The following is a 21,055-nucleotide window of genomic DNA, read 5'->3' as shown; positions in this document are numbered from 1 at the left end:
TCAGTTGGCCCACGGGGGAGTGATCCGGGTGCCGTCGGCCAGCTCGGCCGTCAGACCGACCGAGGTGGTGACCCAGGACGTCGCGGTCCGGTCGGTGGGGTTCTCGACGGCGAGGGTCGCCCCCGGGTTGATGATCACGGTGTCGCCCGCGGTGACGCGCTCGGCGTGGCCGTCGAGGGTGATCAGCAGTTCGCCGGTGAGCAGGTGGAAGATCTCCTCCCGGTCGACGGTGTGCGCGGGCGCCTTCGTCCCCGCCGGGATCTCACCCCGCCAGGCGCACAGCTCCTTGCTGCCGGTGCGGGGGTTGGCGTACGAGACGAAGCGGGTGCCGTGGATCTCGTGGCTGACACCTTCGGACGGGCGGACGACGGGCATGGGGGATCTCCTCTGCGCCTTTGCGCAAGCCATATGGTCAAGTTGGGCAAGTTGGTCAAGCTACTTGACTATCTAGGGTCGGCTTTATGGTCAAGCTGCTTGACCAATATGTCAAGGGTGTTTCAATGCCCCCGTGCAGAACTCCGACGCCATGGCCCTGTCCGCCGCCCTGCTCGCCGCGGCCGGCGGGCTCACGCAGCGCATCCACGAGGGGGTCGTGGCTCGCGGCTTCGAGGGAGTGCGTCCCGTGCACGGGTTCGCGTTCACCAGGCTCGCCCCGCACGGCGCGACGGTCACCGGCCTCGCCGCGCACCTCGGGATGACCAAGCAGGCCGCCAGTCAGCTCGTCGACGACCTGGTCCGCAAGGGGTACGCCGAACGCCGGCCGCATCCCGCCGACGCGCGTGCCCGGCTGGTCGTGCTGACCGAGGCGGGGTGGGCCTGCACGCGGGCCGCGGAGGAGGCGGCGGCGGAGGCCGTGGGTGCGTGGGTCGACGTGCTCGGCGAGGACGGGGTGCGCGCGTTGCGCGACGGTCTGCTGCGCGTGGCGCCGGGCGGGCCGCTGCGGCCCACTTGGTGACCCTTTGTCAGTTCTGGTGACCCTTTATCAGTTGCGGTGACGGCGGCGCCGGTTATCACTGGAAGTTTTTACTGACCCGTAACTTCACACTTGCACTACTCGCCCGTAACTTGACGAGTGAACAGCATCCTCGTGATCCGGATCACAGGGCGTCCTGCTGACGCAACTCCCCTGAGCCGCAAGGAGATCACCCGATGCTGCCCTGGAGCCGATTGCTCAGACCACTGACCGCGCTGCTGCTGACCGCCGCGGTCGCCCTGCTCCCCGCCGCCACCACCGCCCACGCCGCCGACACGCGCCCCAGCACCGGCTGGAACGACTACACCTGTAAGCCCTCCGCCGCCCATCCCCGCCCCGTCGTTCTGGTCCACGGCACCTTCGGGAACTCCGTCGACAACTGGCTGGGCCTCGCCCCCTACCTGAAGAACCGCGGTTACTGCGTCTTCTCCCTCGACTACGGCCAACTGCCCGGCGTCCCGTTCTTCCACGGCCTCGGCCCGGTCGAGAAGTCGGCGGAGCAACTGGCCGCCTACGTCGACAAGGTGCTCACCGCGACCGGCGCCGCCGAGACCGACATCGTCGGTCACTCGCAGGGCGGCATGATGCCCCGCTACTACCTGAAGTTCCTAGGCGGGGCCGCCAAGGTGAACGCCCTGGTCGGCATCGCGCCCAGCAACCACGGCACCACGCTCTCCGGCCTCACCAACCTGCTGCCGTACTTCCCCGGCGTCGGGGACCTGCTGAACGAGCACACCCCCGCCCTCGCCGACCAGGTCGTCGGCTCCGACGTCCTCACCAAGCTCAACGCGGGCGGCGACACCGTGCCCGGCGTCCGTTACACCGTCCTCGCCACGAAGTACGACGAGGTGGTCACGCCGTACCGCGGCCAGTTCCTCGACGGCCCGGGCGTGCGCAACGTCCTGCTCCAGGACCTGTGTCCGCTCGACTTCTCCGAGCACCTGGCGATCGGGCTGTTCGACCGGATCGCCTTCCACGAGGTGGCGGGCGCCCTGGACCCGGCGCACGCCACGCCCACCACCTGCGCCTCGGTCTTCGGCTGACCGGACGCTCGGCACACCACGCGGGGTCCGTCCGGCCTGAGCCGCCGGACGGACCCCGCGTTCCCCCGCGTTCCCCCGCGTTCCCCGTGTCAGTGGCCGTGCCGGCCACCGGTCGTCGCCCGCCGGCGGACCGACGCGAACAGCACGGCCGCGCCGAGCGCCAGGGCGGCGGCGCCACCGACGGCGATGTAGGGCGTGGTGCTGTCCCCGCCGGTCTCGGCGAGGTTCTCGGTGCTCGCGCCGGCGGCCTTGACCTGGTTGGGTTCACCGGCGGCCTCGGCGGCCGGGTCGGGTGCCTCGTCCGGGGCGGCCGGGGTCGCCGGGTCCGTCGGGTCGGTGGTCGTCTCGGCGTCCTGGTCGCCGTGGCCGTGGTGCTCGATCGTCGACTTGTCGGCAGCGGCTGCGAGCTGCTCCTCGGAGGGGGCGGAGGCCTCGGGTGCCGGTGCGGCACCGCCCGCCGTGTCGCTGCCCGTCGAGTCATCGCCCGCGTCATCGCCCGCAGCGCCGGCGCCGTCGCCGCCGCCGAAGGAGATGTCGGAGCAGGAGTAGAACGCCTCCGGGCTGTCCGAGCGCTGCCACACCGCGTACAGCAGGTGCTTGCCCGAGCGCTCGGGCAGGGTGCCGGAGAACGTGTAGAAACCGCCCGAGGCGGCCGGGTCGGTGACCGTCGCCACCGGGGCGGACAGGTCCAGGTCGCCCCAGCCCAGCGGCCCCGCCGGGTCGTAGCCGGGCTTGGTGATGTACACCTTGAACGTGCCCTTGTGCGGGGCCGTCACGCGGTACTTGAAGGTGTACGAGCCGCTGCTCACGCTGGTCGCGGGCCAGTCGCCGCGAGCCAGGTCCATGCCCTTGAAGGCCGGGTCGTTGGCGCTGCACAGCTTGCCGTCCGGGATCAGCTCCTGGTGCTTGCCCGCCGCGTTGCCGATGCGGATGCCGTTCCAGTCGTAGAGCGCCTGGGTGCCGCCGGCCGCGACCGCCGCCTTGCACGCGTCGGACTTCGGGTTCTCGGGGCCCTCGGCGTGGCACTGCGACACCCGGCTGACCGGGTCGCCCATCGAACCGTGCGCCGACGCGGGGGCCGCGGCCAGCGTGGTCAGGGCGAGCGGGGCGAGACCGGCGACAGCGACGGCGACGGCCCTGCGGGACACGGACGGTGCGGGCATGGTGATCTCCTAGAGACGGTCACGGGGAACGCGGGGAACATGGGGAACGTGGTTTTGCGCGGGCCGGAACCCGTGGGGTGGTCAGCAAACTAGCCCCGAGAAACCGTGGAATCGCCTGCTGGAGGCGGGTGATGGAGATCCTTATGGTCGCGTTAAGGGAGTGCTCAGGCTGTGCTGAGGTAGCTACCGTGCGCGGCATGACACACGAGCGCGAAGAGCGGATCCGGCAGGCGGTCCCCGCCGACGTACCGGCCGTCGAGGCCGTCACCGACGCCGCCTACCGCCCCTACGCCGAGCGCATCGGGGTGGCGCCGCAGCCCATGGAGGCGGACCACGCGGCGAACGTGGCCGCGGGCAGGGTGTACGTGACGGACGAACCCGGGATGGGCCTGGTGGGCCTCGTGGTCCTGGAGGAGCGCGCGGACCATCTCTTCCTCGACAGCGTCGCCGTCCACCCCGACGCACACGGCAGGGGCGTGGGGCGGCGGCTGCTGCGGTTCGTGGAGGCACACGCGCGTGCGCTGGGTCTGCCCGAGATCAGGCTGTACACCCACGCGAAGATGTGGGACAACCAGGAGATCTACCCGAAGTACGGGTACGAGCCGGTGGAACGCCGAGTGGACGGGTCCTACGACCGCGTCCACTACCGTAAGCGGCTGCTCTGACGCGTCTCATGGCGTGACCGGCCCGGTCAGCTCTCCGGCCACCACGTGCGCGCGATGTCCTTGCGGACCTCCGGGCGCCCCGCGGGGCGCTCCTCGGCCTCCTCGCGGACTCGGCGGGCGTCGGACTTCTTCAGGGGCTTCTGCACGGTCAGACGGCGCATGGCTGCCTCCTTACGGATCCACCGGGTTCCGCGTTCTCACGGAGGTAGACCCTTTCCCCGAGAGTTGCCCATCGATGCATTCCTGTCAGTGGCGGTTGTCACGTTCCGGCGCCACGACTCCGTTGTCAGTGGCGGGTGTCACTCTTGGCGCATGAGCGAAGACAGTGATCGGACGACCGCACCGCGTGTCGACTGGGACGCGGAGGCCGCCGCCTTCGACGACGAGCCCGACCACGGCCTGCGCGACGCCGGCGTACGCCGGGCCTGGGCCGCCCGGTTGGGCTCCTGGCTGCCTGCCCGGCCCGGAGACGTCCTCGACCTGGGCTGCGGCACCGGCAGCCTGTCGCTCCTCGTGGCCGAGCGGGGACACCACGTCACCGGAGTCGACCTGTCCCCGGCCATGGTGGAGCTGGCCAGGACCAAACTCGCCGGTCGTGACGCGGTGTTCCTCACCGGTGACGCCGCGGCACCGCCCGTGGGCGAGCAGCGCTTCGACACCGTGCTGGTCCGGCACGTGCTGTGGACGCTGCCCGACCCCGGCCGGGCCCTGCGGCACTGGCGGGAGTTGCTGCGCCCCGCACGCCGGGCAGGTGCGCGTGGAACGGCTGTCCGACGACCCGGCGCTGTGGGGGAGGGAGGTGACCGACGAGCGGTACGCGGTGGTGGCGACGTACGGATGAGCCGGGCGGCGCGCTATCGCAGCAGGTCGGTGAAGGCGTCCCCGTGGGCGGCCAGTCGCTCCAGCTCGTCCAGTGCGGCCACGGCTGCGGCAGCGGCCTGCGGGTCCCGCTCCGCCAGCCCGCTCTCGGCGAACTCGTCCTCGTCCAGCCGCCGTACGTCGGCGCCGTCAGCGGAGCGCCACAGGTCCAGGTCGAGGTCCTCGACGACCAGTTGGGTGCCGGTCAGGACGGCGGGGCGGGTGATGTCGCAGTACCAGCCCTTCAGCACACCGGCGGCCGTGCGGACCTCCTTCACGGAGTACCAGCGGTCGCGCCAGTAGTACTCGGTGAAGACGTCGCCGGCCTCGAAGCGCACGAAGCCGAAGTCGCGGACGCCGTCACCGGCCCAGGGGGCGCGGACGGCAAGGCGGGTGCCGTCGTCGTGCAGCAGCTCGCTCGCGTACCGGATCTTCGTACGGCCCGCCTTGACAAGTGCGACGCTCACCTCGGCCGGCACCTCAGCCGAGTTCACGGACATGGCGCACCTCCGTCGCGCAGACCTCGTAGCCGAGCCACTTGTTGATGGCGAGCATCGGACCGTTGTCCGTGTCGTTGCCCGTGAACGCGTCCGTGTACCCCGCCGCGCGGGCCCGGTGCAGGGAGTCGGTCTTGGCGAGTTTGGCCAGGCCCCGGCCGCGCTGGGCGCGGACCGTGCCCGTCATGGCGGTCGAGTACCGGGTGCCGTCGGTGTAGGCGACGCTGAAGGCGGCCGGGCGGCCGTCGACGACCGCGACCGTGGTCAGTTCACGGTTCAGCAGCGGGTGCCGCCAGGTCTCCGCGAGCCAGGCCTCGTAGTCCGTGAACTCGACGTCGACGTCGCTCGGTTCGTCCGCCATCGTCTCCGCGTCCAGCTCGAACAGGGGTCGGGGGTCGTCCGCGTAGTCGGCCGCGGTGCGCAGTTCCACACCGGGAGGCGGGGACGCCCGCGGTGGCAGCGTGCCGTTCGCCAGGTCCAGCCGCAGGAAGTGGGCGGCGCGCCGCCGCTCGTAGCCGTGCCGCTCGGCGAAGGCCAGGTTGGCGGGCCCGTCCAGCACCCAGGAGTACAGCTTCGTCGCGCCCTCGCCGGCCAGGTACTCCTCGGACGTGCGCACCAGCAGCCCGCCGGCTCCGCGCCGCAGCCTGTCGGGGTGGACGTAGATGTTGAGGTACGCCTGGCCGGGCTCGGTGCTGTCGTGGGCCAGCCCGATCTGGGCGGTGCCGATCACCTCCCCGTCCTCCTCCGCGACGAGGGACCGGCTCCGGGCGTCCGGGTGGGTGTGGACGAGGCGGTGGACGACGGCCTCGGGCGTCCACAGGATGAACGGCACGGAGAGATGCCGGACATGGGCGAAGGCCGCGACGTCGGCCGGATCGTCGGAACGCAGGTCGCGTACAAGAACGGTCATGTGGGCGCACGCTACGGCGGGCGGGTGGTCGGATGCCTCTCATTTTCCTCGGGATACGGGACAATCGCCGCGTGACCTTGAAGATCCATATTGACGACGGCGCGCCGCCCTACGAGCAGGTGCGCGCGCAGATCTCCGAACAGGCGCGGTCGGGTGTCCTGCCGGTCGGCTACCGGCTGCCTACCGTGCGCGGACTGGCCGAGTCGCTGGGGCTCGCCGCGAACACGGTCGCCAAGGCGTACCGGGCGCTGGAGGGAGACGGGGTGATCGAGACGCGGGGGCGCAACGGAACGTTTGTCGCTGCCGCGGGCTCTGCGGCGGAGCGGGAGGTTGCGGCCGGGGCGCAGGAGTTCGCCTCGCGGGCGCGGCGGCTCGGGGTCGGCGAGGCCGATGCGCTGCGGGCCGTACGGGATGCCCTGCGGGCGGCTTACGGGGACTGAGCGCCGTTTTGGTTCGGGCCGCCGCTCGGCTGCGGGTGCGTCGTGGCTTGTCGCGCCCACGCGGCGGAGCCGCACAATGTCTCAGCCCCGCGCCCCTTCGGGGCGCGTTCGTGTCACCGTCAGATGTGCCCTTCGCGCCAGTCGGGCCAAAATCACCGCGTCGCCCACCGCTGCCCCGTTCGGGTCGTTGTTGAAGTAGGTGTAGACGTCGCTCGTGTTCGGCCAGGTGGTTGCGATGCGGTCGAGCCAGGTTGCCAAGGATCGGCGGCCGTAATGCGGCCCGGGGGTGGCTCGGCCCTCGTGGAAGCGGACGTAGCCCCAGTCGGTGGTGCGCCACAGGGGGGTGACCGGGCGGGCACGGACGTCTGCCCAGCAGAGGGCCGCGCCGCGGGCGGCAAGGACCTCGCGCACCTCGGGCGTCCACCAGGACTCGTGGCGGGGTTCCACTGCGACCCGGGTGCCCGGCGGGAAGCAGGCGAGGCAGGTGTCCAGGAGGGCCGGGTCGGCGCGCAGCGTCGGTGGCAGTTGCAGCAGGACCGGGCCGAGGCGGTCGCCGAGGCCCGCCGCGTGGGTCATCAGACGGTCGACCGGCTCCGCCGGGTCGCGGAGGCGTTTGATGTGCGTCAGGTAGCGGCTCGCCTTGACGGCGACCACGAAGTCCGGCGGCACCCGCTCGCGCCACGCCGCGAAGGTCTCCCGGGCGGGCAGGCGGTAGAAGGCGTTGTTGATCTCGACCGTCGCGAATGCGTCCGCGTACCGCTCCAGCCACAGCCGGACGGGCAGCCCGGGTGGGTAGAGGGCCTCCCGCCAGTCCCGGTACTGCCAGCCCGACGTGCCGACGAACAGGGTCATACTCCCATCAAAGCACCGGGCTACAGGTACAGCCCGGCCTCCGTGCCCGCCCGCGGCTCCGGCAGCGCGGTCGGTGAGGTACCCCGGCGCAGCGCGTACAGCTCCGCCAGCGAGGCGCCCTCGCGGCCCACGCCCTCCTCCGTGCCCAGCCAGTCCACCGCCTCCCGGCGGGTCAGCGTGCCGACCTCGATGCGGGCCAGGCAGCGGCCGGGGCGGACGACGGCGGGGTGGAGGCGTTCGAGGTCCTCGTTGGTCGTGACGCCCACCAGGACGTTGCGGCCCTGGCCGAGGAGTCCGTCCGTGAGGTTCAGCAGCCGGGAGAGCGCCTGCCCCGCCGTGTGCTTGGCCTCGCCGCGGATCAGTTCGTCGCAGTCCTCCAGCAACAGCAGCCGCCAGCGGCCCTTGCCCGCCGCGTCCTCCTCGCCGATGGCGATGTCCATCAGATAGCCGACGTCGGAGAAGAGCCGCTCCGGGTCCAGCACGCAGTCCACCTGGCACCAGTCCCGCCAGGACCGGGCCAGCGTCCGCAGCGCCGAGGTCTTGCCGGTGCCCGGCGGGCCGTGCAGGAGCAGCAGCCGGCCCGCGATGTCCTCGGGGGTCGTCTTCATCAGGCCGTCCATCGCGTCCGCGACCGGCGCCGTGTAGTTGCCCCGGACCTCGTCCCAGGTGCCCGCGGAGATCTGCCGGGTGGTGCGGTGCGGGCCGCGCCGCGGGGAGACGTACCAGAAGCCCATCGTCACGTTCTCCGGCTGCGGCTCGGGCTCGTCGGCCGCGCCGTCCGTCGCGTCGCCGAGCACCTTCTCGGCGAGGTCGGCGCTGGTCGCCGTCACCGTGACGTCGGCGCCCCGGTTCCAGCGCGAGATCAGCAGGGTCCAGCCGTCGCCCTCGGCCAGCGTCGCGCTGCGGTCGTCGTCGCGGGCGATCCGCAGCACGCGCGCGCCGGGCGGCAGCAGCGTGGCTCCGGACCGTACGCGGTCGATGTTCGCCGCGTGCGAGTACGGCTGCTCGCCCGTGGCGAAACGGCCGAGGAACAGCGCGTCGAGGACATCGGACGGGGAGTCGCTGTCGTCGACGTTGAGCCGGATCGGCAGGGCTTCGTGCGGGTTCACGGACATGCCGCCATGATCCGGCACCCGGCCGCCGCGTGCACCCGCTTTCCCGGGCACACGCGGCGGTCGGCGGTTCAGGCGCCGACCCCCGGCACCTGTCCCGGCACCTGTCCCCGTACCCGGCCTCGCGCCTGCCGGGCCCTGCGGAGTACGGCGTACCCCTTGGTGAGGGCCCGGTCCCGGGCGAAGGTGCGGGCGATCGCGCGGCCTTCCACCAGCCGGGCGAACTCGTCGAGCCCCGTACTCCGGCGCACTGTGACCCGCCGCAGGGCGTACGGGCCCTGGGCGCGGCGTGCCAGGCCGTTGCCGACGGCGAGCGCCTGCGTGTACCCCGTCTCGCGCACCGCCCGCCGCACCCGGCGGTCGGAGTATCCGTAGGGATACGCGAACGAGGCGGGTACGGCGCCCAGTTGGTCGGCGACGATCTCCTTGCAGTGGATCAGCTCGAACCGCAGCCGCTCCTCCCCGAGCCGGTCGAGCTGTGGATGGGTGTGACTGTGCCCGCCGATCTCCACGCCCGCGGCGGCCAGTTCGCGCACCTGGTCCCAGTCGAGCATGGTGTCCAGGGCGCCCCCGGTGTCGTACGGGCCGCGCAGCCAGCCGGTCGAGACGAACAGGGTGGCCGGGAAGCCGTGCTTGCTGAGGGCGGGCAGGGCGTGGCGGTGCACGCCCTCGTAGCCGTCGTCGAAGGTGACGAGGGCGGGCCGCCCGGGCAGCGGGCGGCCCGAGCGCCAGGCCGCGGCCAGTTCCGCCGTACCGATCGGGGTGTGGCCCAGGTCGGCGATCGCCGCCATCTGCCCGGCGAACGCCTCCGGGGTCACCGACAGGGCACGGGTCGCGTCGTTCGGGTCGGCGGCGACCGCGTGGTACATGAGGATCGGCACACGTGCGTCGGCCTCGTGGGCCTCCTCAGCCATGCGCCCCCTCCTCGACGGGTGCCCCGGAGACGGGCGTCGTCGAGACGGGCGCCACCGAGAACGTGGCCCCGCCGCGCCGCGCCCGTACGCTCCCCACCGCATAGCCGCCCGCCGCCGTGAGCACCCCGGCGACGATCGCACCCGCCCGGCCCGCGCCGCCCGGCCGGGCCAGCACGGCGTCGCGCAGCCCGCGCACCACACCGGACGGCAGCACGCGGGTGGCGTACCGGCGTTCGGACTCGAGCCCCTTCCCGGCGCCGACGCTGCGTGCCACCAGGGCTTTGGACAGGCCCTCGGCGTAGGCGCGGGTGCGGAAGTAGCCGAAGTGCTCGCGCGCCGCGGGCACCCGGTGGTGGATCACCGCGCGGTCGTCGATCAGCAGTACGGCGTCGGGCCGGGCGCGGGAGAGCCGGATGCACAGCTCGGTCTCCTCGCAGCCCAGCGGGCGCCTGTCGCCGTCGCGCCCGATGCCGGTGGCGAAGCCGCCCGCCGCGTCGAACGCCTCGCGCCGGAAGGAGGCGTTGCCGCCGAGTACGTTGCGCACCCGGACCCGGCCGGGCGGCAGGCCGCGGTACGTGCAGCCCACCACCCAGTCGAACTCCTCCGGGAACCAGCGGGGCCGGCGCCCCGACGCCCAGACGGGCACCGTGCGCCCGCCGACGGCGACGACCGCCGGATCGGCGTACCCCTCGGCGAAGTGCCGCAGCCAGTCGCGCTCGGCCACGGCGTCGTCGTCGAGGAAGGCGATCACGTCGCCGCGCGAGGCGGCGATGCCGGTGTTGCGGCCGGCGGACAGGCCGCGGGGGCCCGCGTTGGCGAGCACCCGCACGTACCGCCCGTCCCGGTTCTCCTTGTACTCCGTCAGCAGCCGTTCCCGCAGCGCGTCGTTGTGGTCGACGACCAGCAGCGTCTCCCGGGCCGGGTGGGACTGCGCCCGCACCGAGGAGACCGCCGCGAGGATGTCCTCCCAGCGGTCCTCGGTGTAGACGCAGATCACGACGGAGACCGTGAGCGCGGCGCCGGCAGCTTCGGCACCGCTCAAGACGCCGCCTTTCCCCGGGCCGAGCCGGCCGGGACCAGCGTCGGGGAGTGCGTACGGCTGCGCAGGGCACGCCGGTTGGAGCGCTCGTCGAGGATGACTCTGAGCACCCGCAGTCCGTCCCGTACGGCGCGCAGGTTGCTGACGCCGTGGATGCGCAGGTACTCGTGGCTGGGAATCTCCTGGACCTTCAGCCCGGCCTTCACGACCCGGATGTTCATCAGGGTCTCCACCTCGAAGCCGGTGCAGTCGAGGTCGATCTTGTCCAGGCAGTGCCGCCAGAACGCGTTGTAGCCGTAGCACAGGTCGGTGTAGCGGGCGCCGAACTTCCGGTTGACCACCGCGCACAGGGCGCGGTTGCCGAGCTTGCGGATGAAGGTCATGTCGTCGGTGCCGCCCCCGTTGGCGAAGCGGGAGCCCTTGGCGAAGTCCGCGCCCGAGACGAGGGCGGAGACGTACGACACGATCTCCTGGCCGTCCGCCGAGCCGTCGGCGTCCACCATCACGATGATGTCCCCGGTGCACGCCTCGAAGCCGGTGATCAGGGCGTCCCCCTTGCCCTTGCCGCGCTGCTCGACCACCTTGACGTCCGGCCACAGTGCCCGGGCGACCTCGACGGTGTCGTCGGTGGAGTCGCCGTCCACGAGAACGACCTCGTGGATCCAGTCGGGCAGCGTCTTGAAGACGTAGGGAAGGTTCTCCGCCTCGTTCATGGCGGGTATCACCACGCTCACCGGCGGTGCTATCGCCAGGTGAGAGGAGACGGGCCGGTATGTGCCGGTGGGTGACGGATCGTTGCCCGTCGACGCCGGCTGCAGGACTGAGCTCATGAGTTGGTCCCTCTCGTCCGGCGGACCGCCCGCCCCAGGGGCGGTCCGGCTCTGTATCCGGTTCGAAAGGGGGGTTCTCACCCACGGCATGACGCGACGAACCTCCGTGCGTGCCAGGTGAGCTGGCAAAGCCTGTCGACGCCGGAAAGAAACGGCAGCCGACCGCGCGGCACGGCCCGGTCACCGCATGCGGTCACCGAGCACGGCACCCCCCTACCGCGCGTCCCGCCCCGGTGCGCCGCGGCCTCGAGCCCTCCCCTGAGCCGCTTGCCGACGTACCAATGCGGGAGATGTATGACGGTATTGACGATTGAACCCGTATGGCAAGACCTGGAAGCAGGTCTCACCTTTTTGTGGGTTTGACCGGGCATCAATGTGGCGCAGCCCGCATCGGAGCGTCAAGGGCGCACTGACGTTCCCACTGACTTTCGTCCGAATTTGAACGAGTGTCAGCCATTCATTGGCATGGACACTTTCAGTCAACGCGCGTAGCTGCTACCAAGGTTGTGGCAGAGATCCTGCTAAAGGAGGTTCCATGAGACGTTTCAGACTTGTCGGCTTCCTGAGTTCAGTCCTCCTCGCCGCCGGCGCCGCCCTCACCGGGGCCGCGACCGCCCAGGCGGCCCAACCCGCCGCAGCCGACGGCTATGTGGCCCTCGGCGACTCCTACTCCTCCGGGGTCGGAGCGGGCAGCTACATCAGCTCGAGCGGCGACTGCAAGCGCAGCACGAAGTCCCACCCGTACCTGTGGGCGGCCGCCCATTCACCCTCCACGTTCGACTTCACCGCCTGCTCCGGCGCCCGTACGGGTGATGTTCTCGCCGGACAGCTCGGCCCGCTCGGCTCCGCCACCGGCCTCGTCTCCATCAGTATCGGCGGCAACGACGCGGGCTTCGCCGACGTCATGACGACCTGTGTGCTCCAGTCCGACAGCTCCTGCCTGTCGCGGATCGCCACCGCTGAGGCATACGTCGACTCGACGCTCCCCGGCAACCTCGACGGCGTCTACTCGTCGATCCGCAGCAAGGCCCCGAACGCCCACGTCGTCGTCATCGGCTACCCGCGCTTCTACAAGCTCGGCACCACCTGCATCGGCCTGTCCGAGACCAAGCGGAAGGCGATCAACAACGCCTCCGACCACCTCAACACCGTGATCGCCCAGCGCGCCGCCGCCCACGGCTTCACCTTCGGCGACGTGCGCACCACGTTCACCGGCCACGAGCTGTGCTCCGGCGACTCCTGGCTGCACAGCGTCAACTGGCTGAACATCGGCGAGTCGTACCACCCCACCGCGGCGGGCCAGTCCGGCGGCTACCTGCCGGTCCTCAACGGCGCCGCCTGACCCGAAGCGGAAGGAGAAGAGTAAGAAGAAGAGGAGTAAGAGGAAGAGGAGGGGGAGGCCCCGCCCGTCGGGGTCTCCGTCTCCGTTCCGGTCTCACAGGTCACCGAGAACGCCACCGCGTTCGACGTGGCCTCCACCGGAGCCCGCACCTCCACACGGACGGCGCTCTCGAACGCGCCACTGTCGTCGTGCGTCGTCACCACCACGCTGTCCTGGCGCGAGCGGTCACCGCCCGACGGGAAGGACAGCGTCCGCCACCCCGGGTCGGAGACCGATCCGTCCGCCGTCGCCCAGCGGTAGCCGACCTCCGCCGGCAGCCGCCCCACCGTGAACGTCGCCGTGAAGGCGGGTGCCTCGTCGTGCGGCGGGGGACAGGCCCCCGAGTAGTCGGTGTGCGAGCCCACCACGGACACCCGCACCGACTGCGGCCCAGGACTGCTCTGCCCGCTGTGGCTCCCGGACGGGGCCGACGGGCTCGACTCCGTCCCGCTTCCGGTCCGGCCCGGCGCCGTGGAACCGGCCCCCGGGTCCCGGCTCCCGCCCGACCCCGCCGTCCCGCCACCGCCGTCCGAGCGGTTCAGCAGCGCGTACGTCAGTCCTGCCAGCGCCAGTACGAGCACGGCCAGACCCAGGATCAGCACGGCACGCGCCCGCCGGTCCCGGCCCTCGGGCGCGCGGGACGCGGACGTGCCCGCGGTCGCCGGTACCGGCATCGGCGGCGTCGGTTCGGTGGCAGGGCCCGGGTGGCCCGCGACCGTCGGGTCGTACGCGCCGTACGCGCCGTACGCGCCCGACGGTGCCGCGTGCGTGGTCGGGTCTCCCGCGAAGAGGCTGCCCCCGGCGCCCACGAGCCGTAAATCCCGCTCCGCCTGCTCAGCCGGAGTCCGCTCGGCCGGGTCCTTGCGCAGCAGGCCCGCCACGACAGGAGTCAGCGCACCGGACCGGTACGGCGGTGGCAACTCCTCGTCGACGATCGCCCGCAGGGTGCTCAACGGCGTGTCCTGGCGAAACGGCGAGACGCCCTCGACCGCCGCGTACAGCAGCACGCCCAGCGACCACAGGTCAGACTCGGGACCGGGCGTACGGCCCAGCGCCCGCTCCGGAGCGAGGAACTCGGGCGAGCCGATCACCTCACCGGTCATGGTCAGCGCCTCGCTGCCCTCGACCCGGGCGATCCCGAAGTCGGTGAGCACCACCCGCCCGTCGTTCGCCAGCAGCACGTTGGCCGGCTTCACGTCCCGGTGCAGCACCCCCGCCGCGTGGGCCGCCCGCAGTGCCGCCAGCACCTCGACGCCGATCAGCGCGGCGCGCCTCGGCTCCAACGGGCCCTCCGCGTCCAGCAGATCGGCCAGGGACAGCCCGCGGACCAGCTCCATCACGATCCAGGGCCGGTCGCCGTCGGTGGCCACGTCGTACACCGTGACCACGTTGTGGTGGGAGATCCGGGCGGCGGCCCACGCCTCGCGCTCCAGGCGGGCGTACATCCGCCGGACGTCGGCCTGAGGCAGCCCGGCGGGGGCGCGCACCTCCTTGACGGCCACCTCGCGGTGCAGCACCTCGTCGTGGGCGCGCCACACGGTGCCCATGCCGCCCTCACCGAGCGGGGACAGCAGACGGTAACGGTCGGCGATCACGCGCGCACCGTCGGGTTCTCCGGACACCGGCGCCCCCTATGACGTCTCGCGCGGACATTCCACGGGAACGGGCCCGTATCGCTCCCGCATTCCTCCCAAAAGTAGCTCAGCCGAGTGCGGATGCGGCCCCCCTGAACACCAATCCGGCCCCGAGGACCACGACCGCGAACGCCGACCCGAGCGGAGTGGCGCGGCGCACCAGACCGGCCAGCGGGCCGGACGTCCACCGGGGGCGCCGCCGGAGCAGCCGGCTCACACCGCCGCCGAGCCGGACGACCGCGACGCCGGCGGCGGTGAGGGTGAGGGCGAGCCCGACGCCGTACGCGACCACGAGGAGCAGTCCGAACCAGGCCTGCCCGAGGGCCGCCGCGCCGACGAGCACCACGACGGCGGACGGACTGGGAACGAGCCCGCCGGCGAAGCCGAGGAGGATCGTGCCGCGGAGGGTGGGGGCGGTGGGGTGGGTGTGAGTGTGCGGGCCGTGGCTGTGGCTGTGGCTGTGATGATGGCCATGCTTGTGGTCGTGGTCGTGGTCGTGGTCGTGGGCGCGGCCCCGGTTGCGGAGTGCGCGGCGTACGAGGCTCGCGCCGGCCAGTGTCACGAGGATGCCGCTGGCGACGCCGAGCCAGGCGACGACCGAGGGCGCGGCCGCCGAACCCGCGGTGACCAGGAGGCCGAGGGCTACCACGCCCAGGGTGTGCGTGACCGTCACCGAGGCCGCCAGCGGCAGGACGTCCGTCAGCCCGGCCCTGCCGCCCCGGGCGGCCGCCGTCGCTGCCATCAGCGTCTTGCCGTGGCCCGGCGCGAGCGCGTGCATCGCGCCGAGGGCGACCGCGACGACGAGGGCCAGACCGGCGAAGCCGAGGGTGAGGTCGTGCCGGGCCACCAGGGAGTCCAGGGCACGCGTCCAGCGGTCCGCGCCGCGGGGCAGGACGGAGGCGGCGGGAGCCTCCTGCCGCTCCTGCCCCAGGGCGGGACCGCCGGGCCGCACCCGCAGGGCCGCGCTCGCCGTGTCGGCCGGGGAGGAGAGCAACTCCTCCGGGTAGCGGGTCAGTTCGCGCGAGGCCGATTCCGTCGGCACGTCCGAAGCGGTGAGCGTCGTACGGTCGCCGCGCGCGGTGATCTCCCGCCAGCCGGGACCGGACGAGGCACCGGCGGCCCGGAAACCGACCGTCGCTCGGCCCGACTCGGGCAGCGGCGCCCTGAGCCGGCACTCCAGGCGCAGGGTGTCGAGCCCCGCCTGCCCGGGCCGCACGCGCGCGTGTGCGCGCACCGCGGTGAGGGCGACCGTACGGCCGTCGACGGTGAGACTGCTCTCCCGCGCGGCCTTCTCGCAGCGCTGCCGGGCCCACCGCGCCATGCCCAGCCGTTCGACGTCGGGACCGGCCTGGGTCGCCGGGATCTCGGCGAGGTCCTCGACGTGGTCGACGCGCAGTTCGCCGGGGGCGGCGACCAGACCGTCGTAGCGGTTGACCGTGAAGTTGCCGAGCGGATGCGCGCTCGCGCCGGCCGAGGGCAGCAGGGCGAGGGCGCAGGCGGCCGTGAGGACGGCGGCGCCCCGCGCGAAGAGACGGCGCGGGCTCAGCGGACTCACCGGGCTCACCGGGCTCACCGGGACGCCTCCAGTTCCTTCAGCGCCGTACGGGCCTCGCGGGCGCCGACGGGGGAGAAGCCGGGGTTGAGGTCCAGCGCCGCCGAGAGGTGGCGGCGGGCGTCCGGGCCCCGTCCCACGGCCCGCTCGATCATGCCCAGGTGGTGGAGGAACACGGCGTCGCGGTACCCCGTGGCCGTGGCCCGGCGGGCGTACGGCAGGGCCTCCTCGTCGCGGCCGTTGACGTGCAGCGCCCAGGCGAGCGCGTCCGCGGTGTGCACCGTACGGCGACGGTTCCACTCGGCGCGGGCCGCACGCAGCGCCGCCTCCTTGTCGCCGTGGTCGGCGGCGGCGCGGGCGGTGTCCAGGTCGACGTTGACGCCGTCGGCCCGGGCGAGCGCCGTCCACGCGTCCACGAGGGCGTACTGCTCGCGGGCCTTCGCCTCCTCGCCCCCCGCCTCGTACAGCTCGCCGAGCGCGACGAGTGGGCCGGGCAGCGGGGCGCGGGCGACGACCTCCTCCAGGTCCCTGACCGCACCGCTCCGGTCGCCGCTCGCCGCCCTGGCCCGGCCGCGGCCCTCCAGGGCGGGCAGATACGCGTCGTCGGCGGCGAGGGCCCGGGCGTAGTGGCGCAGGGCGGCCGGGTAGTCCCCCTGGTTCCAGGCGAGCCGGCCGAGCTGGGTGGCGACGTACGCCACGTCGCCGGGGGAAGAGGCGCCGGCGAGCGCCTGCTCGAGCACCCGGCGCGCGGTGTCCACCTCGCCGCGCAGCTCCCGGACGTACGCGAACCGCGTGAAGACCGGAACGCCGGGACGCCGGCTGTCGGCGGTGTCGGCGGCCCGTGCCGCGTCGTCGTAGCGGCCGAGTTCGACGAGGGCGTCGACACGGGAGCACAGGGCGCGCTCGTTGTACGGGTTCACATCGAGGGCGCGGTCGGCGTACGTCAGGGCGTGCGCGAAGTCGTGCCGGGCGGCGGCGAGGGCGGCGCGGCCGGCGAGCGCCTGGTCGTTGCCGGGTTTCAGGTCGAGGGAGCGTTCCAGCGCGCGCTCGGCCCGCGGGTAGCGCGAGGGGTCGCCGTCGGTGCGGGCCTGTTCGACGTAGGCCAGTCCGAGGGTCGCCCAGCCGCCGAAGTCCCGGGGCTGGGCCTTGAGCCGGGCCTGCAATGCCGGTATCCCCGCGTCCGGACGGGCGCCGCCCGGCATGCCCGTCATCCCCGGACGGCCCTGCGGCGCATCCGCCACCGGGATGCCACCGCCCTCCCGCGCCCCGTCGACCGCGACGGCCCCCGCGCTGACGGCCACGGCCAGCAGTACGGCACATCCGACCACGTGCGGCCACCGCCGGCGCCCCGCGGCGGACGGTGGTGTTCCGGCCGGGGCGGGTGGCTCGTGCCGCGACCTGTTGTCGTTGCTGCGCGCGAACATGCCTCTCCTCAAACGGGTGTCGATCGGCGTACGGGAAACGTGCGCGCGGGCGGCGCGGCCCGCCGTGGGGGGCTGGTGGGGCTGGAGGGCTGGGGGGGCCGTCAGTACGCGCGGCCCCGCGCCCGCCGCCACCACGCGACCGCGCCGCCGATCAGCAGGATGCCGACCGCCCCGGCGCCGACGGAGGCGGCGACGAGCGTCGTGTCGTCGGAGCCCGCCGGGCGCAGCGCGTCGCCCAGTTGGTTGCGTACGTCGTTGTCGTCACCGGTGCCGTCGGCGAGCGGGCCGCGCGAGCCCTCCGTCGGGTTCGCCACGTACGGGAAGGCGTGCCCGAACTCCTTGTCGTTGGCGTCGACCGCGTCGCCCAGGTCGTTCGCGGCACCGACCAGTTCGCCCTCGACGACCTGGAGCGCGGCGTCGATCACGTCGTCGGTCAGCCTGCGCCCGTTGGGGAAGCCCGCGTTGTCGCCGTCGAGGACACCGAGGCGCTTGGGCTCGGCGGCCGGTTCGATCGAGGTGTTCAGGCGCAACTGTTCCGAGGGCGTCACATGGGGCGGCTGGTTGAGATCCTTGACGCCCTTGAGGAACACGTCGACCAGGTCGTCGCGCGGCTCGGCGGGCGCCTTGATCTTGTAGATCGCCTCGATGAGCTTCGGCAGCTCCGGGTTGGTGACGTTCTGCAGGAACTGCGCGTCGTCCGCCGGCTGCGACGCGTTGAACGTGTCTTTGTCCTTGAGCGGGTTGACGACCTCGTTCACCAGCGGGTTGCCGAGCCGCGACACCTGCGAGAACTCCCCCTGCGCGTTCTCGCGCTGCGTCGTCGACCAGATGCCGACGACCGGCTGCTCGGCCGACTCCACGATCATGTCGGTGGGGACCTGGAGGGCGATCGAGTTGACGTTGTAGCCCTTGAGGGTGTCGTTGCCGACCTCGGACAGGTTCCCGCCGTACAGCAGGTCGAAGACGCGCAGGTCCAGGAAGAACGGGTCGTCGGCCTGCCCGGCGAACGTCTGCGCCCCACCCTCCAGTTCGTGGACCGCCTGGTCGCGCAGCGCGCCGTAGTCGGGCATCGACGCCTTGCCGACGTTCGACGGCGCCACCGGCACGTCGTGGGCGATCGTCGTCCGGGACGACTCCTTGCCCTCGTGCAGCTCGATCTGCTCGAGGTCGTAGGTCTGGGTGATGTTGAGGTCCGGGTCGTCGAGGCTGGTGACGGGGCCCGTGTTGTAGAGGAACGTCTTGTCGTTCTTCGTGTGCGTGGTGAACGTGTACCGGAACAGCAGGTCGCCCTGCGCGTCGCCGTCGTTGTCGATGTGCAGGTCGTACTGGGCGTCCTCGGCGAACGTGAAGAAGTTCGGCCCGCCGGCCGGCTCCTCGAACGGGATCCAGTTGGCGACCAGCGTGGTCGTGTCCGGCCGGTCCGGGCTCACGAAGGCGTACAGATCCGTGTTGTCGTACTGCGGGGTCCCCGATATCAGCGGGGCCTCCCGGTGGCTGGAGGCGGACGCCGTCCCCGGTTCCAGCGCGGTCACGCCGGCGGCCGCGAGGCCCCCGGCGGCCAGCGCGCCGCAGACCAGTGTGGCGACGCGCCGGCGCCCCGCGCCTCCGTTTCCGCCTCCGCCTCCGCCTCCGCCTCCGCCTCCGGAGATGGGTGGTGTCATGCCGTCCGTCATGGCGTCCGTCCTCTGGGCCGATGTGCCGACTTCCCTGACGCACCGGCATTCGGAGCGCTCCCGGGCCCGGATTGGTCGGACCCGGAATCCGATTTGGTGCCCGGCCGACTGGCGTTTTCGGGCCGCCCATCCGTAACCCCTGCGGAGGGTGTGCCTCGCGCGCCCGGCGGTGACGTCGACGGGCCGTGCGCGGCCCGCGAGAAGAAGGAAGAGGGGGGACCGGGTGGAGGCGGACGAGCTGCTGATGCTCGTGGCGGACGGGGACCAGAAGGCCTTCGAGCAGTTGTACGGGCTGGTGTCGGGGCCGGTGTTCGGACTCGTACGGCGCGTGGTGCGCGACCCCGCCCAGTCGGAGGAGGTGGCGCAGGAGGTGCTGCTCGAACTCTGGCGGTCCGCGGCGCGGTTCGACCCGCGCCGGGGGAGCGCCCTGTCGTGGATCCTCACCGTCGCCCACCGCCGTGCCGTCGACCGGGTGCGCAGCGCCCGCGCGGCCGGCGAACGCGAACAGCGCGAGGCCCGCCGCTCCCACCACCCCGCCTTCGACCAGGTCTCGGAGGAGGTCGAGGCGGGACTCGAACGCGAGTGGGTGCGCCGCTGCCTGGACCGCCTGACCGCCCTGCAACGCCAGTCGGTCACCCTCGCCTACTACGACGGCTACACCTACCGGGAGGTGGCCGAGCGCCTCGCCCTCCCGCTGGGCACGGTGAAGACGAGGATGAGAGACGGACTCAACCGCCTGCGCGACTGCCTGGGAGGTGTCGCATGAGCTTCTTCGGCCGGCTGCCGCGCCGCGGCGCCCTGCACTCGCTCGCCGCCCCCTACGCCCTGGACGCTCTCGAAGGCGCCGAACGGGTCCGCTTCGAACGGCATCTGGAGGGCTGCGCCCGCTGCGCCGCCGAGGTGCGGGCGCTGTCCGAGGACGCCGTCCGGCTGGCCTGGTCCACGGCCGCCCCGCCGCCGCCCGCCCTGCGCGAGCGGGTGCTGGCCGCCGTACGCACCACCGCGCAGGAGCCCGCGCCCGGCAGCGGGCCCGCTCTTCGGCTGCCCGCCCACGTGTGGGGCGGCCGGCCGCCGGCCGAGCGCTCCCGGGCCTCCCGGCCGCGCCCCCTGCTCGTGCCCTTCGCCACGCTGACGGCCGCCGCGGCGCTCGTGGTGGCCTCCCTCTTCGCCGTGCAGGCCAACCGCACCCAGGACGAGTTGGACACCGCACGGGACCGGGCACGTGAGATCGCCCACGTTCTCGCTGCTCCGGACGCCCGCGCGACGAGCGGCGAGGACGAGCGGGGCCGCAGTATCGGAGTGGTCGCTTCCGCTTCCGAGGGGCGTGCGGTGGTCACCCTGAGCGGGTACCGCGAGCCCTCCGGCGACCGCGTGCGCCAACTGTGGCTGATGCGCCCCGGCGCCGCGCCGCGCTCCCTCGGGCTCTTCGACGGCGACACGCCCCTGATCGCGTCCGGCCTGAACCGCTCCGCCACCTCACTGGCGGTGACGGTCGAGCCCGACGGGGGGTCGGTCCGGCCGACCAGCAGGCCCGTTGTCCAACTCACCCTGGAATCTGTCGGATTCGGAGAGTAATCGTCAACCCCCTTACGGGGAAGGTGAATCCTGTGACCGCGATACACGCATGCCGTACCGGGGCGATAGGGTTACCCTGCCCGGGCCGGGTGGACTCGTACGGGTGGGGAGTGACATGGAACAGATAACAGTGCGCAGCAGGGCAAGGGTCCCTGCGATCACCTGCGGAAGCAGCGCGAGCAGCTCGCGCCTCGACCGTCATCTCGCGGTGCTCGGAGGGCCTGCCCTCCCGCAGCGGGAGACCGTGGAGGCGACGTCGCTGATGCGTGAGCTGACCGCGCGTGAGCCCGCGCACAAGCGCAGCAGCAGGGGCGTCCGGATGCGCCGGGTCTCGCTGTTCGCGCCACTGCGCCGACTGCGCCGCTCGCTGTTCGGCGGTAACTGAGGCCCGCGCTCCGGCGGTCACACCGACCCGGCGCGGCGCCGCGGCACTCGTCCGTCGTCCCCACGGCACGCAGCGGCGCCCCGGTGTGCTCCCGAGCGCGGGTAATCCCCGTACGCCCGACCCTCGTACGCCAGA

The 21,055-nt window shown here is 72.7% G+C and carries 22 protein-coding genes and 1 pseudogene; 9 read left to right on the top strand and 14 right to left on the bottom strand.

Annotated elements, in window-relative coordinates:
* On the bottom strand, positions 1 to 375 hold the full coding sequence (locus KUM40_RS37840; protein WP_217170849.1) for a cupin domain-containing protein: 375 nt from the start codon (positions 373 to 375) through the stop codon (positions 1 to 3).
* A gap of 133 nt (positions 376 to 508) precedes the next feature.
* On the opposite strand from KUM40_RS37840, the gene KUM40_RS37835 reads away from it, so the two are divergent.
* Together KUM40_RS37835 and KUM40_RS37830 are read left to right on the top strand one after the other, a co-directional pair.
* On the top strand, positions 509 to 955 hold the full coding sequence (locus KUM40_RS37835) for a MarR family winged helix-turn-helix transcriptional regulator (RefSeq protein ID WP_217170848.1): 447 nt from the start codon (positions 509 to 511) through the stop codon (positions 953 to 955).
* Positions 956 to 1,149: 194 nt separating this feature from the next.
* Positions 1,150 to 2,016, top strand: coding sequence for a triacylglycerol lipase (locus KUM40_RS37830; RefSeq protein WP_217170847.1), 867 nt, complete (start codon positions 1,150 to 1,152; stop codon positions 2,014 to 2,016).
* A gap of 89 nt (positions 2,017 to 2,105) precedes the next feature.
* Here the strand turns inward: KUM40_RS37830 and KUM40_RS37825 are convergent, their stop codons facing one another.
* Positions 2,106 to 3,179, bottom strand: a complete 1,074-nt coding sequence (locus KUM40_RS37825; protein WP_217170846.1) for a lytic polysaccharide monooxygenase — start codon at positions 3,177 to 3,179, stop codon at positions 2,106 to 2,108.
* A gap of 197 nt (positions 3,180 to 3,376) precedes the next feature.
* Between KUM40_RS37825 and KUM40_RS37820 the strand changes: the two genes are divergently transcribed.
* Positions 3,377 to 3,844 carry a GNAT family N-acetyltransferase gene (locus KUM40_RS37820; protein WP_217170845.1) on the top strand — a complete coding sequence of 156 codons (468 nt, stop codon included), beginning with the start codon at positions 3,377 to 3,379 and terminating at the stop codon, positions 3,842 to 3,844.
* A gap of 26 nt (positions 3,845 to 3,870) precedes the next feature.
* On the opposite strand, the gene KUM40_RS42270 is transcribed toward KUM40_RS37820, so the two are convergent.
* Entirely contained in the window at positions 3,871 to 4,005 is a 135-nt protein-coding gene (locus KUM40_RS42270) for a hypothetical protein (protein WP_302180946.1), read from the bottom strand.
* A 151-nt stretch (positions 4,006 to 4,156) separates the two neighbouring features.
* Between KUM40_RS42270 and KUM40_RS37815 the strand changes: the two are divergent.
* Positions 4,157 to 4,685 (top strand): annotated as a pseudogene (locus tag KUM40_RS37815) (class I SAM-dependent methyltransferase).
* Positions 4,686 to 4,698: 13 nt separating this feature from the next.
* Here KUM40_RS37815 and KUM40_RS37810 read toward each other — a convergent pair.
* Both KUM40_RS37810 and KUM40_RS37805 read right to left on the bottom strand, forming a co-directional pair.
* Positions 4,699 to 5,202, bottom strand: a complete 504-nt coding sequence (locus KUM40_RS37810) for a DUF402 domain-containing protein (protein WP_217170844.1) — start codon at positions 5,200 to 5,202, stop codon at positions 4,699 to 4,701.
* Positions 5,183 to 6,109 carry a GNAT family N-acetyltransferase gene (locus KUM40_RS37805; RefSeq protein ID WP_217170843.1) on the bottom strand — a complete coding sequence of 309 codons (927 nt, stop codon included), beginning with the start codon at positions 6,107 to 6,109 and terminating at the stop codon, positions 5,183 to 5,185. The genes KUM40_RS37810 and KUM40_RS37805 overlap by 20 nt, the downstream gene beginning before the upstream one ends.
* A gap of 71 nt (positions 6,110 to 6,180) precedes the next feature.
* Here KUM40_RS37805 and KUM40_RS37800 point away from each other — a divergent pair, with 71 nt between their 5' ends.
* The gene (locus KUM40_RS37800) at positions 6,181 to 6,549 is read left to right on the top strand and encodes a GntR family transcriptional regulator (RefSeq protein ID WP_217170842.1); all 369 of its coding nucleotides are present in this window, start codon (positions 6,181 to 6,183) and stop codon (positions 6,547 to 6,549) included.
* A gap of 81 nt (positions 6,550 to 6,630) precedes the next feature.
* Here the strand turns inward: KUM40_RS37800 and KUM40_RS37795 are convergent, their stop codons facing one another.
* The 5 genes from KUM40_RS37795 to KUM40_RS37775 form a co-directional block, all read right to left on the bottom strand.
* Complete coding sequence (locus KUM40_RS37795; RefSeq protein WP_217170841.1) at positions 6,631 to 7,401, bottom strand: DUF72 domain-containing protein; 771 nt, start codon at positions 7,399 to 7,401, stop codon at positions 6,631 to 6,633.
* A gap of 20 nt (positions 7,402 to 7,421) precedes the next feature.
* Entirely contained in the window at positions 7,422 to 8,516 is a 1,095-nt protein-coding gene (locus KUM40_RS37790) for a DUF5925 domain-containing protein (RefSeq protein ID WP_217170840.1), read from the bottom strand.
* Positions 8,517 to 8,584: 68 nt separating this feature from the next.
* On the bottom strand, positions 8,585 to 9,427 hold the full coding sequence (locus KUM40_RS37785; RefSeq protein ID WP_217170839.1) for a polysaccharide deacetylase family protein: 843 nt from the start codon (positions 9,425 to 9,427) through the stop codon (positions 8,585 to 8,587).
* Positions 9,420 to 10,469: a glycosyltransferase family 2 protein gene (locus KUM40_RS37780; protein WP_217170838.1), complete on the bottom strand. Its 1,050-nt coding sequence runs from the start codon at positions 10,467 to 10,469 to the stop codon at positions 9,420 to 9,422. The genes KUM40_RS37785 and KUM40_RS37780 overlap by 8 nt, the downstream gene beginning before the upstream one ends.
* A complete protein-coding gene (locus KUM40_RS37775; RefSeq protein ID WP_217170837.1) occupies positions 10,466 to 11,296 on the bottom strand; it encodes a glycosyltransferase family 2 protein in 831 nt (276 codons plus the stop codon). The genes KUM40_RS37780 and KUM40_RS37775 overlap by 4 nt, the downstream gene beginning before the upstream one ends.
* 535 nt (positions 11,297 to 11,831) lie before the next feature.
* Between KUM40_RS37775 and KUM40_RS37770 the strand changes: the two genes are divergently transcribed.
* Positions 11,832 to 12,638: an SGNH/GDSL hydrolase family protein gene (locus KUM40_RS37770; protein WP_217170836.1), complete on the top strand. Its 807-nt coding sequence runs from the start codon at positions 11,832 to 11,834 to the stop codon at positions 12,636 to 12,638.
* On the opposite strand, the gene KUM40_RS37765 is transcribed toward KUM40_RS37770, so the two are convergent.
* From KUM40_RS37765 to KUM40_RS37750, 4 genes are all read right to left on the bottom strand, one after another.
* On the bottom strand, positions 12,608 to 14,299 hold the full coding sequence (locus tag KUM40_RS37765) for a serine/threonine-protein kinase (protein ID WP_217170835.1): 1,692 nt from the start codon (positions 14,297 to 14,299) through the stop codon (positions 12,608 to 12,610). The two genes, KUM40_RS37770 and KUM40_RS37765, sit on opposite strands and share 31 nt — an antisense overlap.
* 79 nt (positions 14,300 to 14,378) lie before the next feature.
* Positions 14,379 to 15,857, bottom strand: coding sequence for a sulfite exporter TauE/SafE family protein (locus KUM40_RS37760; RefSeq protein ID WP_217170915.1), 1,479 nt, complete (start codon positions 15,855 to 15,857; stop codon positions 14,379 to 14,381).
* Between the two features lie 23 nt (positions 15,858 to 15,880).
* Positions 15,881 to 17,287 carry a tetratricopeptide repeat protein gene (locus KUM40_RS37755; protein WP_217170834.1) on the bottom strand — a complete coding sequence of 469 codons (1,407 nt, stop codon included), beginning with the start codon at positions 17,285 to 17,287 and terminating at the stop codon, positions 15,881 to 15,883.
* Positions 17,288 to 17,388: 101 nt separating this feature from the next.
* Positions 17,389 to 18,948 carry a DUF4331 domain-containing protein gene (locus KUM40_RS37750; protein ID WP_217170916.1) on the bottom strand — a complete coding sequence of 520 codons (1,560 nt, stop codon included), beginning with the start codon at positions 18,946 to 18,948 and terminating at the stop codon, positions 17,389 to 17,391.
* 181 nt (positions 18,949 to 19,129) lie between these two features.
* Here KUM40_RS37750 and KUM40_RS37745 point away from each other — a divergent pair, with 181 nt between their 5' ends.
* The 3 genes from KUM40_RS37745 to KUM40_RS37735 all read left to right on the top strand — a co-directional run bounded on the left by KUM40_RS37745 (position 19,130) and on the right by KUM40_RS37735 (position 20,920).
* Positions 19,130 to 19,726 carry a sigma-70 family RNA polymerase sigma factor gene (locus KUM40_RS37745; protein ID WP_308401323.1) on the top strand — a complete coding sequence of 199 codons (597 nt, stop codon included), beginning with the start codon at positions 19,130 to 19,132 and terminating at the stop codon, positions 19,724 to 19,726.
* The gene (locus KUM40_RS37740) at positions 19,723 to 20,535 is read left to right on the top strand and encodes an anti-sigma factor domain-containing protein (RefSeq protein WP_217170832.1); all 813 of its coding nucleotides are present in this window, start codon (positions 19,723 to 19,725) and stop codon (positions 20,533 to 20,535) included. Before KUM40_RS37745 ends, KUM40_RS37740 begins: the two co-directional genes overlap by 4 nt.
* Positions 20,536 to 20,650: 115 nt before the next feature.
* Positions 20,651 to 20,920, top strand: a complete 270-nt coding sequence (locus tag KUM40_RS37735) for a hypothetical protein (protein ID WP_217170831.1) — start codon at positions 20,651 to 20,653, stop codon at positions 20,918 to 20,920.
* The last annotated feature ends 135 nt before the right edge of the window (positions 20,921 to 21,055 follow it).

Source organism: Streptomyces sp. AC512_CC834 (assembly GCF_019049325.1).
Lineage (GTDB): Bacteria > Actinomycetota > Actinomycetes > Streptomycetales > Streptomycetaceae > Streptomyces.
The sequence above is the reverse complement of the archived record's forward strand: the minus strand, read 5'-3'. Positions and strand labels throughout refer to the sequence as shown.

Excerpts from the sequence above, each read along its gene's own strand:
- KUM40_RS42270 (WP_302180946.1), bottom strand. The coding sequence starts at position 4,005 with ATGCGCCGTCTGACCGTGCAGAAGCCCCTGAAGAAGTCCGACGCCCGC.
- KUM40_RS37755 (WP_217170834.1), bottom strand. The coding sequence starts at position 17,287 with ATGTTCGCGCGCAGCAACGACAACAGGTCGCGGCACGAGCCACCCGCC.
- KUM40_RS37775 (WP_217170837.1), bottom strand. The coding sequence starts at position 11,296 with ATGAGCTCAGTCCTGCAGCCGGCGTCGACGGGCAACGATCCGTCACCC.
- KUM40_RS37820 (WP_217170845.1), top strand. The coding sequence starts at position 3,377 with ATGACACACGAGCGCGAAGAGCGGATCCGGCAGGCGGTCCCCGCCGAC.
- KUM40_RS37740 (WP_217170832.1), top strand. The coding sequence starts at position 19,723 with ATGAGCTTCTTCGGCCGGCTGCCGCGCCGCGGCGCCCTGCACTCGCTC.
- KUM40_RS37840 (WP_217170849.1), bottom strand. The coding sequence starts at position 375 with ATGCCCGTCGTCCGCCCGTCCGAAGGTGTCAGCCACGAGATCCACGGC.
- KUM40_RS37830 (WP_217170847.1), top strand. The coding sequence starts at position 1,150 with ATGCTGCCCTGGAGCCGATTGCTCAGACCACTGACCGCGCTGCTGCTG.
- KUM40_RS37735 (WP_217170831.1), top strand. The coding sequence starts at position 20,651 with ATGGAACAGATAACAGTGCGCAGCAGGGCAAGGGTCCCTGCGATCACC.
- KUM40_RS37785 (WP_217170839.1), bottom strand. The coding sequence starts at position 9,427 with ATGGCTGAGGAGGCCCACGAGGCCGACGCACGTGTGCCGATCCTCATG.
- KUM40_RS37810 (WP_217170844.1), bottom strand. The coding sequence starts at position 5,202 with ATGTCCGTGAACTCGGCTGAGGTGCCGGCCGAGGTGAGCGTCGCACTT.
- KUM40_RS37795 (WP_217170841.1), bottom strand. The coding sequence starts at position 7,401 with ATGACCCTGTTCGTCGGCACGTCGGGCTGGCAGTACCGGGACTGGCGG.
- KUM40_RS37805 (WP_217170843.1), bottom strand. The coding sequence starts at position 6,109 with ATGACCGTTCTTGTACGCGACCTGCGTTCCGACGATCCGGCCGACGTC.
- KUM40_RS37790 (WP_217170840.1), bottom strand. The coding sequence starts at position 8,516 with ATGTCCGTGAACCCGCACGAAGCCCTGCCGATCCGGCTCAACGTCGAC.
- KUM40_RS37825 (WP_217170846.1), bottom strand. The coding sequence starts at position 3,179 with ATGCCCGCACCGTCCGTGTCCCGCAGGGCCGTCGCCGTCGCTGTCGCC.
- KUM40_RS37750 (WP_217170916.1), bottom strand. The coding sequence starts at position 18,948 with ATGACACCACCCATCTCCGGAGGCGGAGGCGGAGGCGGAGGCGGAGGC.
- KUM40_RS37770 (WP_217170836.1), top strand. The coding sequence starts at position 11,832 with ATGAGACGTTTCAGACTTGTCGGCTTCCTGAGTTCAGTCCTCCTCGCC.